The sequence below is a fragment of the Amycolatopsis alkalitolerans genome, from assembly GCF_006152065.1.
GTDB classification, from domain to species: domain Bacteria; phylum Actinomycetota; class Actinomycetes; order Mycobacteriales; family Pseudonocardiaceae; genus Amycolatopsis_E; species Amycolatopsis_E alkalitolerans.
The window spans coordinates 1-11,831 of record NZ_VDFW01000047.1 but is presented as its reverse complement, the minus strand read 5'-3'; the positions used below and the strand labels follow the sequence as shown (position 1 = coordinate 11,831).

The 11,831-nt window shown below is 70.6% G+C and carries 13 protein-coding genes; 12 read left to right on the top strand and 1 reads right to left on the bottom strand.

Annotated elements, in window-relative coordinates:
* The first annotated feature begins 44 nt into the window (after nt 1-44).
* Nucleotides 45-980 carry a LysR family transcriptional regulator gene (locus tag FG385_RS31735; protein ID WP_139100498.1) on the top strand — a complete coding sequence of 312 codons (936 nt, stop codon included), beginning with the start codon at nt 45-47 and terminating at the stop codon, nt 978-980.
* A gap of 32 nt (nt 981-1,012) precedes the next feature.
* Here the strand turns inward: FG385_RS31735 and hemW are convergent, their stop codons facing one another.
* Nucleotides 1,013-2,143, bottom strand: a complete 1,131-nt coding sequence (gene hemW / locus FG385_RS31730) for a radical SAM family heme chaperone HemW (protein WP_407645576.1) — start codon at nt 2,141-2,143, stop codon at nt 1,013-1,015.
* Nucleotides 2,144-2,228: 85 nt separating this feature from the next.
* Here hemW and FG385_RS35755 point away from each other — a divergent pair, with 85 nt between their 5' ends.
* The 11 genes from FG385_RS35755 (at nt 2,229) to FG385_RS31680 (ending at nt 11,582) form a co-directional block, all read left to right on the top strand.
* The gene (locus FG385_RS35755) at nt 2,229-2,363 is read left to right on the top strand and encodes a putative leader peptide (protein ID WP_407645575.1); all 135 of its coding nucleotides are present in this window, start codon (nt 2,229-2,231) and stop codon (nt 2,361-2,363) included.
* A 102-nt stretch (nt 2,364-2,465) separates the two neighbouring features.
* Nucleotides 2,466-4,163: a nitrite/sulfite reductase gene (locus tag FG385_RS31725; protein WP_139100496.1), complete on the top strand. Its 1,698-nt coding sequence runs from the start codon at nt 2,466-2,468 to the stop codon at nt 4,161-4,163.
* Entirely contained in the window at nt 4,160-4,312 is a 153-nt protein-coding gene (locus FG385_RS31720; protein WP_139100495.1) for an Insertion element protein, read from the top strand. Before FG385_RS31725 ends, FG385_RS31720 begins: the two co-directional genes overlap by 4 nt.
* Entirely contained in the window at nt 4,309-5,007 is a 699-nt protein-coding gene (locus tag FG385_RS31715) for a phosphoadenylyl-sulfate reductase (protein WP_139100494.1), read from the top strand. Before FG385_RS31720 ends, FG385_RS31715 begins: the two co-directional genes overlap by 4 nt.
* 9 nt (nt 5,008-5,016) lie before the next feature.
* The gene (gene cysD, locus FG385_RS31710) at nt 5,017-5,943 is read left to right on the top strand and encodes a sulfate adenylyltransferase subunit CysD (RefSeq protein ID WP_139100493.1); all 927 of its coding nucleotides are present in this window, start codon (nt 5,017-5,019) and stop codon (nt 5,941-5,943) included.
* Nucleotides 5,944-5,946: 3 nt separating this feature from the next.
* Nucleotides 5,947-7,221, top strand: coding sequence for a sulfate adenylyltransferase subunit 1 (locus FG385_RS31705; RefSeq protein ID WP_139100492.1), 1,275 nt, complete (start codon nt 5,947-5,949; stop codon nt 7,219-7,221).
* A 19-nt stretch (nt 7,222-7,240) separates the two neighbouring features.
* Nucleotides 7,241-8,290 (top strand): ABC transporter substrate-binding protein, encoded by a 1,050-nt coding sequence (locus tag FG385_RS31700; RefSeq protein WP_407645574.1) that lies wholly within the window; start codon nt 7,241-7,243, stop codon nt 8,288-8,290.
* A gap of 16 nt (nt 8,291-8,306) precedes the next feature.
* Nucleotides 8,307-9,104, top strand: coding sequence for an ABC transporter ATP-binding protein (locus tag FG385_RS31695; RefSeq protein WP_139100491.1), 798 nt, complete (start codon nt 8,307-8,309; stop codon nt 9,102-9,104).
* Entirely contained in the window at nt 9,091-9,960 is an 870-nt protein-coding gene (locus tag FG385_RS31690; protein WP_139100490.1) for an ABC transporter permease, read from the top strand. The genes FG385_RS31695 and FG385_RS31690 overlap by 14 nt, the downstream gene beginning before the upstream one ends.
* Nucleotides 9,960-10,652, top strand: coding sequence for a sirohydrochlorin chelatase (locus FG385_RS31685; RefSeq protein ID WP_139100489.1), 693 nt, complete (start codon nt 9,960-9,962; stop codon nt 10,650-10,652). Before FG385_RS31690 ends, FG385_RS31685 begins: the two co-directional genes overlap by 1 nt.
* A 51-nt stretch (nt 10,653-10,703) precedes the next feature.
* The gene (locus tag FG385_RS31680) at nt 10,704-11,582 is read left to right on the top strand and encodes a TIGR03854 family LLM class F420-dependent oxidoreductase (RefSeq protein ID WP_139100488.1); all 879 of its coding nucleotides are present in this window, start codon (nt 10,704-10,706) and stop codon (nt 11,580-11,582) included.
* The last annotated feature ends 249 nt before the right edge of the window (nt 11,583-11,831 follow it).

Genomic DNA, 11,831 nt, shown 5'->3' with positions numbered 1-11,831 from the left:
TATGAAGGCAAGTCACCTGGCGTGAACGCGCCTAAACTCAGTTCGTGACGCTCGGACAGCTCAGCGCTTTCGTTCTGGTCGCCCGCCTCGGTTCGGTCACCGACGCCGCCAGGGCGATGGGGGTGAGCGAACCGGCCGTCTCGCAGGCGCTCGCCGCGCTGCGGAACCACCACGGCGACAAGCTCATCGTGCGTACCGCCGGCGGGATGACGCTGACCCCGGGCGGGAGCCGCCTGCTGCCGATCGCGTCGCAGATGGTCGCGCTCGGCGCGGACGCGGACGCCGCGGTCCGCGAGGCCAACGGGATGGCCGAACGGTTGCAGGTCGCCGTCACCAGCACGCTCGCCGAGTTCGTCGCGAACCCGCTGCTGGAGGCGTTCAGCGCCAGATCCGGCCTGCCGGTCGACGCCTCGGCGGGGCTCGCCCGCACCGCGGAAATGCCGGTCCTGCTGGGCAGCAGGCTCGCCGACGCGACGCTAGGGCCGAAACTCGACGGCGGCCTCGACAGCACGCCGATCTTCCGCTGCTCGCTCGTCGCGGTCACGTCGCCGAGGTCCCGCTACCGTGGGAGCCCGGCGAAATGGCCCTGGTTACTCGACCCCTCGGGCGCCGATCCGGACAGCGAACCCGCCCGGCTCTTGGGCCGGCTCGGCGTGCCCGACGAGGAGATCAGCGTGTTCCCCAACCAGACGGCGGCCTGGTCCGCCGCCGCGAGCGGGACCGGGGTGTCGATCGCGATCGAGCATCTGGTCGCGCCCCAGCTACGCCGTGGCGAGCTCACCGTCATCCCGACGCCCGTCACCCCGGCGACGCTGTGCTGGCATCTGACCACGCTCCCCCGCGAGCGCCTGTCCACGGCGGCGGCCTCGCTACGGCACTTCCTCGGCACCCCGGCGGCGATGCAGGTGATGCGCTCACCAGGCGCCGGCGTCCCGCCGTCGCGCTTCAAACCCCCGGTGTACGTCACCATCTGGAGCTGACCGCGAGATCTACGTTCGAGACGATGAGATCGTCAGGCGGCCAGCCGGCGCACCACGGCGTCGGCGAGCAGGCGGCCCCGGTCGGTCAGCACCGCGCGGCCGTCCCGCAGGTCGAGCAGCCCGTCGGAGGCCGCCGCCGAGGATTCGCGCAGGCCTTCACCGGACAGCGCGTCCAGCGGCAGGCCTTCGGCAAGGCGCAGCTCGAGCATGATCCGCTCGAGGTACCGGTCGTCCTCGGTCAGCACCTCGCGGCCGTCTTCCGGCGACTCGCCCGCAGCCAGCAGCGACGCGTACTTCGCCGGATGCTTCACGTTCCACCAGCGCACCCCGCCGACGTGGCTGTGCGCGCCCGGGCCGGCGCCCCACCAGTCGCCGCCGCGCCAGTAACCGAGGTTGTGCCGGCAGCGCGCGTCCTCGGAAGCGGCCCAGTTCGACACCTCGTACCAGCTCAAACCCGCCGCGGACAGCTTCGCGTCGATCAGTTCGTAGTACTGAGCGAGCACGTCCTCGTCCGGCATCGGCAGCTCGCCCCGCCGTACCCGCCGGGCCATCGCCGTCCCGTCCTCGACGATCAGGGAGTACGCCGACACATGGTCGACACCGGCCGAGAGCACCGCGTCCAGCGAGTCCTGCAGATCCTCGACGCGCTCGCCGGGTGTGCCGTAGATGATGTCGAGGTTGACGTGCTCGAACCCGGCCGCGCGCGCCTCCTTCGCGGCGGCCACCGGACGGCCCGGGGTGTGCACCCGGTCGAGCACACGCAGGACGTGCCGCGCGGCCGACTGCATGCCCAGCGAAACCCGCGTGTACCCGGCCTCGCGGATCCCGGCGAAGAATTCCGGCGAGGTGGACTCGGGATTCGACTCGGTCGTCACCTCGGCGCCCGGCGCCAGCCCGAAGCTGCCACGGACCGCGTCCAGCACGTCGGTGAGCCCGTCCGCCCCCAGCAGCGACGGCGTCCCGCCGCCCACGAACACGGTCTCGGCCGGGCGCGCGCCGATCCGCCGCACCCCGAGGTCCAGCTCCCGCTTCAGCCCTTCCAACCACGACGCCGGCGACGCCGCCGAGCCGAGTTCACCCGCGGTGTAGGTGTTGAAATCGCAGTATCCGCACCTCGTGGCGCAGAAGGGCACATGGATGTAGACGCCGAACACGTCGTCCAGTGTGCCGTGAGGGACCCCCTCACGGCCGATAAGGGCATGAGGGGGCCCCTCACGGCATGTCAAGAGACGTCATGCTGCTCCCAGCATGCGGACGCGGCTGGACCGCCTTCTGGGCGCATGGCAGCCTGAAAACGTGACTCTTGCCGGTGTGCTCCTCGTGGCGCGTCGCCACGTCGACCTCCGGCGTGTCGCCAGCGCGCTGTGCCGCACGTTCGCCTGACGCCACCCACCACCATTCTGCTGGAAGCGGGCGTCGGTCGCCGCGGCCTGATCGCGCCGCGCCGCCATGCGCCGACGCCCTCCGATGATCCGGAGGATCTCCATGGCTTCGCCGACGCGCGAAATTTCTCCCGCCCGCGCCCCGCGCAGTAAGCAGCGGCGTGGCGAGGGCCAGTGGGCGCTCGGCTACCGCGAGCCGCTCAACCCCAACGAACGCGCCAAGAAGGACGATCACCCGCTCAACGTCCGCGACCGGATCGAGAACATCTACGCGGGCGGCGGCTTCGACTCGATCGACCCGGGTGACCTGCGCGGCCGGTTCCGCTGGTACGGCCTGTACACCCAGCGCAAGCCGGGGATCGACGGCGGCCGCACGGCCACGCTCGAGCCCGAAGAGCTGGACGACGAGTACTTCATGCTCCGTGTCCGCGTCGACGGCGGCGACCTGACGACCGAGCAGCTCACGGTGATCGGCGAGGTCTCGCAGACCTACGCGCGCGACACGGCGGACATCACCGACCGCCAGAACGTGCAGTACCACTGGATCCGGATCGAGGACATGCCCACGATCTGGGAGAAGCTCGAAGGCGCCGGGCTTACTACCATCTCCGCGTGCGGCGACAGCCCCCGCGTCATCCTCGGCTCGCCGCTCGCGGGAATCGCCGAAGACGAGGTCATCGACGGCACGCCGGCGATCGACGAGATCAAGCGCCGCTACCTGGGCAGGCCCGAGTACGCCAACCTGCCGCGCAAGTTCAAGACCGCCGTGTCGGGACTGCCGGACGTCGCGCACGAGATCCACGACGTGGCGTTCGTCGGCGTCCAGCATCCCGAGCACGGGCCCGGTTTCGACGTATGGGTCGGCGGCGGGCTGTCGACGAACCCGATGATCGGGCAGCGGCTCGGTGCGTGGGTGCCGCGGGACGAGGTGCCCGAGGTCTGGGAGGGCGTCCTCGCCGTCTTCCGCGACTACGGCTACCGCCGCCTGCGCTCGCGGGCACGCATCAAGTTCCTCGTCAAGGACTGGGGTGCGGAGAAGTTCCGGGAAGTTCTCGAATCGCGGTACCTGCGCCGCAGGCTGATCGACGGCCCCGCGCCCGAGGTACCCGAGGTGCAGCGGGACCACGTCGGGGTGCACAGGCAGAAGGACGGCAGGTTCTACGTCGGCGCGGCGCCGATCGCCGGGCGCGTCTCCGGCTCGCTGCTGATCGCCACCGCGAAGGCCGCCGAGCGCGCCGGGTCGAACCGGGTGCGGCTGACCCCGCAACAGAAGCTCGTCGTACTCGACGTGCCCGAGGCCGAGGTGTCCGGTCTCCAGGCCGAACTCGCCGAGCTGGGTCTGCCGACCGAGCCGAGCCCGTGGCGGCGCGGCGTGATGGCCTGCACCGGGATCGAGTTCTGCAAGCTCGCGATCGTGGAGACCAAGGCCCGCGCGGCCGAACTGGTCGCCGCGCTCGAAGAGCGGCTCGCCGCTATCCAGTCCGATGTGGACAATCCGGTCAGGGTGCACATCAACGGCTGCCCCAACTCGTGCGCCCGGATCCAGACCGCCGACATCGGGCTCAAGGGTCAGATCGTCACCGACGCCGACGGCAACCAGGTGGAGGGCTTCCAGGTGCACCTCGGCGGCGGGCTCGGCCTCGACGCCGGTTTCGGCCGGAAACTGCGCGGGCACAAGGTCACCGGCGACGAGCTGACCGGCTACGTCGAGCGGGTCGTGCGCAGGTACCACGAGCAGCGCACCGACGGCGAGCGGTTCGCCCAGTGGGCCGCGCGCGCCGACGAGGCGGACCTGCGATGAGCGAACGGGCGGCGCCGTTGTACTGCCCGTACTGTGGTGACGAGGATCTGCGCCCGGCCGACGAGGATCGCGCGTGGCTGTGCGGCGCCTGCCGTCGCGTCTTTTCCGTGAATTTCCTGGGAATCCGGCTACCCGAGGGAGCGAAATGACCGCGGTCACCCAAGACCTGAAAGCGTTGGCGGACAAGGCATCCGAGGAGCTGAAGGACGCGACCGCGCGCGAGGCGCTGGAATGGACGGCGGGAACCTTCGGCGACGACTTCATCGTTGCCTCGAACATGCAGGACGCGGTGCTGATCGACCTCGCCACGAAGGTCAAGTCCGATGTGGACGTGCTCTTCCTCGAGACCGGGTACCACTTCGCCGAGACGATCGGCACCCGGGACGCCGTCGCGACGGTGTACCCGGACGTGCGGATCGTCAACGCCCGTGCCGAGCAGTCGGTAGCCGAGCAGGACGCCGAGTACGGGCCGAAACTGCACGAACGTGACCCGAACCGGTGCTGCCACCTGCGCAAGGTGGTGCCGCTGCGCACAACGCTGGCGAACTACTCGGCGTGGGTCACCGGCGTGCGGCGGGTCGACGCGCCCACCCGCGCCGACACCCCGATCGTCACCTGGGACGAGCGCAACGGGCTGGTGAAGGTCAACCCGATCGCCCCGTGGACCGACGAGGAGTTCCGCGCGTACCTCGCCGAACACGGCATCCTGGAGAACCCGCTGGTGTCCGAAGGTTACCTGTCGATCGGCTGCGCGCCCTGCACGGCGAAGGTCGCGCCGGGCGCGGATCCGCGCAGCGGCCGCTGGGCCGGACAGTCCAAGACCGAGTGCGGCCTGCACGGCTGAGAGGAAGAGATGACCACCACTCTCGAAATCCCCGCGACCGACGCCGCCACGGACAACCTGGCGGCACTCGAATCAGAGGCCATCCACATCTTCCGCGAGGTGGCCGGCGAGTTCGACCGGCCGGTGATCCTGTTCTCCGGCGGCAAGGACTCGACCCTCCTGCTGCACCTGGCGATCAAGGCGTTCTGGCCCGCGCCCGTGCCCTTCCCGCTGTTGCATGTGGACACCGGGCACAACTTCGACGAGGTGATCGCCTTCCGCGACCACGTCGTGCAGAAGTACGGGCTGCGCCTCATCGTCGCGAACGTGCAGGACTGGATCGACGACGGCCGCCTGACCGAACGCCCCGACGGCACCCGGAACCCGTTGCAGACCCAGCCACTGCTGGACAGCATCACCGAGCACAGGTTCGACGCGGTGTTCGGCGGCGGCCGCCGCGACGAGGAGCGCGCGCGGGCGAAGGAGCGGATCTTCAGCCTGCGCAACGCGTTCGGCCAGTGGGACCCGCGCCGCCAGCGTCCCGAACTGTGGAACCTGTACAACGGCAGGCACCGGCCGGGGGAACATGTGCGGGTGTTCCCGCTGTCGAACTGGACCGAAGCCGACGTGTGGCACTACATCGCGCGCGAAAACGTCGAGTTGCCCTCGATCTACTACGCGCACCAGCGCGAGGTCTACCGCCGCGACGGGATGTGGCTCACCGAAGGCCCGTGGGGCGGCCCGCGCGAAGGTGAGGAGGTCAAGGAGTTGACCGTGCGCTACCGCACCGTCGGCGACGGCTCGTGCACCGGCGCGGTGGAATCCGAGGCGGTCACGGTGGACGAGGTCATCGCGGAGGTGCTCGCGAGCCGGCTCACCGAGCGCGGCGCGACCCGCGCCGACGACAGGCTGTCCGAGGCCGCGATGGAGGACCGCAAGCGGGAAGGCTACTTCTGACCAATGAGCTCCTTGCTGAGGCTGGCCACCGCGGGCAGCGTGGACGACGGGAAGTCCACGCTCGTGGGCCGCCTGCTCTACGACACGAAGTCCGTGCTGGCCGACCAGCTCGACGCGGTGACCCGCGCGAGTGTCGACCGAGGACTGTCCACTCCGGACCTTTCGCTGCTCGTGGACGGGCTGCGCTCGGAACGCGAGCAGGGCATCACGATCGACGTGGCGTACCGCTACTTCGCCACCCCGAAGCGGTCCTTCGTGCTCGCCGACACCCCGGGCCACGTCCAGTACACCCGCAACACCGTCACCGGCGCGTCCACGGCGCAGCTCGCGGTCCTACTGGTGGACGCGCGCAAGGGCGTGATCGAGCAGACCCGCCGCCACGCCGCGGTGCTGGCGCTGCTGGGCGTGCCGCGGCTGGTACTGGCGGTGAACAAGATCGACCTCGTCGACTACGACGAGGAGACGTTCACGGTGATCGCCAAGGAGTTCACCGATCACGCGACCTCGCTCGGATACCCGGCGGGTTCGGTGCTGTCGATCCCCGTTTCCGCGCTCGTCGGCGACAACGTCGTGGACCGTTCGGACGAGACCCCGTGGTACGACGGGCCGACGCTGCTGGAGCACCTGGAGAACGTGCCGGCCGCACCGGATCCGCACGACGCGCCGTTCCGGTTCCCGGTGCAGTACGTGATCCGCCCGCGCACCCCCGAACATCCCGACTACCGCGGCTACGCGGGTCAGGTCGCGGCCGGCACCGTGCGCCGCGGGGACGAGGTCGTGGTGCTGCCCGCCGGGCTGCGCACGACCGTCGAGGGCATCGACACCGCCGACGGCCCGCTCGACGAGGCGGCTGCGGGCCGTTCGGTCACGCTGCTGCTCGCCGACGATCTCGACATCTCGCGCGGCGACGTGATCGCGGCCGCCGGCGAAGCCCCGGTGCCGACGGACGAACTCGCCGCTACGGTGGCCTGGCTGTCGGAGAAGCCGCTGCGGCCGGGCGCGCGGGTACTCCTCAAGCACGGCACCCGCACGGTGCAGGCGTTCGTCGAGGAGCTGTCGGCCCGCTTCGACGAGCAGAAGCTGTCCACTGTGGATGCTCCGGACGCGTTACAGCTCAACGAGATCGGCCAGGTCCGGATCCGCACGGCGGAGCCGCTGCCGGTCGACGACTACGCCGTCAACCGCCGCACCGGATCCTTCCTGGTGATCGACGCGGGCGACGGCACCACGCTCGCCGCCGGTCTCGTCGGCGCCCCTCTGTCCGTGCTGTCCTCCTGACTCGAAAGGCCCTCTGTCCGTGAGAACCGTGCGCGTCCTGGCGGTGCTGCTGTCGCTGGCCGTGGTGGCCGGGTGTTCCCGCGCGGATCGCGGCACCAGTGGTGCGAGCGCGACCGATCAGGGCCCCGCGTCCGAAGTGCGGCTGGGCTACTTCCCCAACGTCACGCACGCTTCGGCGCTGATCGGGCTGGACAAGGGCTACTTCACCCAGGAACCGGGCAGCGGCACCAAGGTCGTGCCGACGATGTTCAACGCGGGCCCGGACGAGGTTTCCGCGCTGCTGGGCGGATCCCTCGACATGGGGTTCATCGGTTCGGGCCCGGCGATCAACGCGTTCGCCAAATCAGGCGGCGACACGGTCCGGCTCATCTCGGGCGCGACCTCCGGCGGTGCGCAACTCGTGGTGCAGCCCGGGATCAGCACCCCGCGGCAGCTGCAGGGCAAGATCGTCGCCGATCCGCAGGCGGGTAACACGCAGGACGTGGCGCTCAAGAAGTGGCTCGCGAACCAGAAGCTCACGGGCGTCAACGTGCAGAGCGAGGACAACGCGGTCACCCTCGATCAGTTCCGCAAGGGCGCGATCGCCGGGGCGTGGCTGCCCGAGCCGTGGTCCTCGCGGCTGGTGGCCGAAGCCGGGGCGAAAGTACTGGTGGACGAGAAAACCCTGTGGCCGGACGGGCAGTTCCCGGCGACGGTCCTGGTGGTGCGCACGCAGTTCCTCAACGAGCACCCGCGGACCGTCCAGGCGGTGCTGCAGGCGATCCTCGACGCGGAAAACCTCGCGTCCTCGGATCCGGGCGAGGCCAAGGCCGCGGTGAACCGCCAGCTGAAGGCACTGACCGGAGCGACGCTCAGCCAGCCGGCGCTGGACCGTTCGTTCGCGAACATCGAGCTGACCACCGATCCGCTCGCCTCGCGGTTCCCGCAGCTGGCAGCCGACCAGGTGACCGCCGGGGTCACCACGACCGCGCCGAAGCTCAGCGGACTCTTCGACCTGACCCCGCTCAACGCCGTGCTCACCGAAGCGGGCCGGCCGACCGTCTCGGCGGCTGGGCTCGATCAGCAATGACCAAGGAGCGAAGCCGATGACCGCCACGCTGGACGAATCGACCGTGCGCCCCGCGACCGGCAGCGCCGTGCGGCTGGCCGGGGTGCACAAGACGTTCGGCGCGGTGACCGCACTCCGCGGCGTCGACCTCGACGTCGCCCCGGGCGAGTTCGTCTGCCTGCTCGGCGCGTCCGGCTGCGGCAAGACGACGCTGCTGAACATCATCGCGGGCCTGGACGAGCCCTCGGCGGGCGAGCTCGAGCTCAGCAGCGGGCGCCCGGCCGTGATGTTCCAGGAAGCGGCGCTGATGCCGTGGCTGACCGCGGCCGCGAACGTCGAACTTCCCTTGCGGCTGGCCGGGGTTTCACGGAAGGAACGCAAGCACCGCACGGTCGAACTGCTGGACCTCGTGCGGCTTTCCGGCGTCGGCGGCAAGCGTCCGCACGAGCTGTCCGGCGGGATGCGGCAGCGAGTGGCGCTCGCGCGGGCGCTGGCTTCGGCGCTGCACACAGGCAACGACACGGCCGGATCCTCCGCTCCTTCTCTCCTGTTGATGGACGAGCCGTTTTCGGCGCTCGACGCGATCACGCGCGATGTGCTGCAGGCCGAACTGCTGCGTGTGTGGCGCTCGACGGGCGCGGCGGTCGTGTTCGTGACCCATGACGTGCGCGAGGCCGTCAGGCTGGGGCAGCGGGTCGTGCTGCTCTCGTCGCGGCCGGGCCGCGTCGTCGAGGAGTGGCAGGTCGGCGACCTGCCCGCGGCGGAGGAAGCCGAGACCGTCGCCGTCATCAACGAGCGCCTGCGCGAGGTGATTTCGAGTCATGCCGCGGCTTGACGACCTCGATGCCGCGGTCGAGGCGGGTCTCGACGCGCTCGACACCCCTCAGGAGCGGGAAACCGGCCGGGGGAAGCGGATCCTGTGGTCGGTGCTGCCGCCGGCCGGGTTCCTGATCGTCCTCATCGCGGTCTGGCAGGCACTGTGGGCCGCCGCGTTCTGGCCGGAGTACCAGCTGCCCGCACCGCTCGCGGTCTGGCATGAGCTGTGGGCACGGATCAGCGACGCGGAGGCGTTCGGGTTCATCTGGACCTCGGTGCACCGCGCGGTACTGGGTTTCCTCATCGCGATCGTGCTCGCGACCCCGCTGGGCCTGCTGGTGGCGAAGGTCCGCGTGGTCCGCTCGGCCATCGGGCCGTTCCTGTCGGGGCTGCAGAGCCTGCCGTCCGTGGCGTGGGTGCCCGCCGCGGTGCTGTGGTTCGGCGTCACCCCGACGAGCATGTACGCCGTGCTACTGCTGGGGAGCGTGCCGTCGATCGCGAACGGGCTCGTCGCCGGGATCGACCAGGTGCCACCCATTCTCCCGCGCGTCGGCAAGGTGATGGGCGCGGGCCGGTTGCAGGCTTCGTGGCATATCCTGCTGCCCGCCGCGCTGCCGGGGTATCTGGCGGGGCTGAAGCAGGGCTGGGCGTTCTCCTGGCGGTCGCTGATGGCGGCGGAGATCATCGCGACGTCTCCTTTGCTGGGCAAGGGCCTCGGCGCGTATCTCGACGACGGGCGCACGCTGTCGGACATGCCGACAGTGATCTCGGCGATCGTGCTGATCCTGCTGGTGGGCGTGGGTATCGAGCTCGCGGTGTTCCGCCCGCTCGAACGGGCGGTGCTGCGCACGCGCGGGCTGAGCGGGGCGGCGTAGTGGACGCGCCGCTGGTGGTGGTCGCACACGGCAGCCGGGATCCCCGGTCCGCCGAGACGATCCGTGCGCTGCCTCTGGACGCTCAGGTGTCCTTCTTGGACCTTTCCGAACCGCTGCTGACCGATGTGCTGCGTTCGCTGTCCGCCCAGGGGCATCGCGAGGCGGTCGTGGTGCCGTTGCTGCTCGGCCGCGCTTATCACGCACGGGTCGACCTGCCTTCCCTGGTACGCGAGGTGCCGCGGCTGCGGGTGTCCATTGCGGACGTTCTCGGCCAGGATCCGTTACTGGAGGCCGTCGCGCTGGACCGCCTGCGCGAGGCCGGTGCGGATCCGGACGATCCTTCGCTGGGCGTGGTTTTCGCGGCGGTCGGCTCGTCGCACGCCCCCGCGAACAACGCGGTGGTCGCCTTGGCCCGGCGGTGGAACTCGCGGTATCCGATGCTCGTCACGCCGGCCTTCGCCACGGCGAAGCCGGACGTTCCGGCCGCGATCGCGAAACTCCGCGCCCGCGGCGCGCGGCGGTTCGCGGTCGCTTCGTGGTTCCTCGCGCCGGGCCTGCTGCCGGACCGCATCGCCTCGCTGGCCCGGGCCGCTGAGCCCCCGGTCGCGATCGCGGGCTCGCTCGCGCCGGACCCGCGACTGGCGGACCTGGTCCTCGCGCGCTACCACTCGGCCCTAGCCCCCGCCGCCTGAGATCTCCGTTCGGGACGCCGAGTTCGGCTTTCGGTACGTATCGTGAGCGGTATGAAAATCCGCATCGGGATCGGGCTGGGGGCGGAAACCTCGCCGGAGGACCTCACCGGGATCGTCGGCCGGCTGGAGACGGCCGGGGTCGACTCGCTCTGGCTGTCGGAGCACGTGTATTCCGGCGCCGTCGACCCGTTCATCGGCATGGCGCACGCGCTCGCCAGGACGACTCGGCTGAAGGTCGGCACCTCGGTGGCGGTGCTGCCGGGACGGCAGCCGGTGCTGGTGGCCAAACAACTCGCGTCGCTGGCCGCGCTCGCGCCCAAGCGGGTGTTGCCGGTGTTCGGCCTACGACCAGCGCGGCGCGCCGAATGGGAACTGTTCGACGTGCCGGACGGACGCCGAGCCGACGTGTTCGACGAATCCCTGCGGCTGCTGCGCTCCGCGCTGACAGGCGGCGGTGACTTCGCGGGCGAGTTCTTCAAGCTCGACGACGTGCGGGTCGGGCCGTTGCCTGTTACCCCGCTGGACATCTGGCTCGGTGGCGCGGCGCCCGCGGCTTTCCGCAGGGTCGGCCGGTACGGCGATGGCTGGCTCGGCAGCTTCATCCCCGCCCCGGACGCGCGCGCCGCTCGCCTCGCGATCGAGGCCGCCGCGGCCGAAGCGGGCCGCGAGATCGAGCCGGATCACTACGGCCTGAGCCTGCTCCTCGCGGACGGCGGGATCACCGACGAAATGGCCGCGGCGGCTCGCTCCCGCCGCCCCGGCGCCGATCCCGCCGACCTGCTGGCCGCGAGCTGGCCCGACCTGCATCGCCTGCTGGACGGGTACCTCGAGGCGGGCCTGACGAAGTTCGTCGTCTACCACCGCGGACCGCAGCCCTTCGACGAGTTCCTCGATGCCTTCGTGGCGGAACTACTCCCCCGCCAAACCTGAGGCGGCTGGCGACGGGGCGTCCCATGCGCGATTATGGACACCGACCGGACGGACGCGGAAGACCGCGGTTTCGGCTGGTCAGTGGCCTGCAAGACTAGTGTCGTGTGATCCTGTCCGGTTTACGTTGCCGTGTTTGCCCGTAGGGTCGGTGGGTTTGCCTGCGGCGGTGTCGAGTTGGCTGGTCCGGTCGCTGACTGTGCCCCCGGCGACAGCAGCCGGCCAACTCGATAACGCCCCGAGCCAACTCAA

Coding starts and splice junctions, on each gene's coding strand:
- FG385_RS35755 (WP_407645575.1), top strand. CDS start 2,229: ATGCGGACGCGGCTGGACCGCCTTCTGGGCGCATGGCAGCCTGAAAAC.
- FG385_RS31720 (WP_139100495.1), top strand. CDS start 4,160: ATGAGCGAACGGGCGGCGCCGTTGTACTGCCCGTACTGTGGTGACGAG.
- cysD (WP_139100493.1), top strand. CDS start 5,017: ATGACCACCACTCTCGAAATCCCCGCGACCGACGCCGCCACGGACAAC.
- FG385_RS31695 (WP_139100491.1), top strand. CDS start 8,307: ATGACCGCCACGCTGGACGAATCGACCGTGCGCCCCGCGACCGGCAGC.
- FG385_RS31680 (WP_139100488.1), top strand. CDS start 10,704: ATGAAAATCCGCATCGGGATCGGGCTGGGGGCGGAAACCTCGCCGGAG.
- FG385_RS31715 (WP_139100494.1), top strand. CDS start 4,309: ATGACCGCGGTCACCCAAGACCTGAAAGCGTTGGCGGACAAGGCATCC.
- FG385_RS31725 (WP_139100496.1), top strand. CDS start 2,466: ATGGCTTCGCCGACGCGCGAAATTTCTCCCGCCCGCGCCCCGCGCAGT.
- FG385_RS31705 (WP_139100492.1), top strand. CDS start 5,947: ATGAGCTCCTTGCTGAGGCTGGCCACCGCGGGCAGCGTGGACGACGGG.
- FG385_RS31690 (WP_139100490.1), top strand. CDS start 9,091: ATGCCGCGGCTTGACGACCTCGATGCCGCGGTCGAGGCGGGTCTCGAC.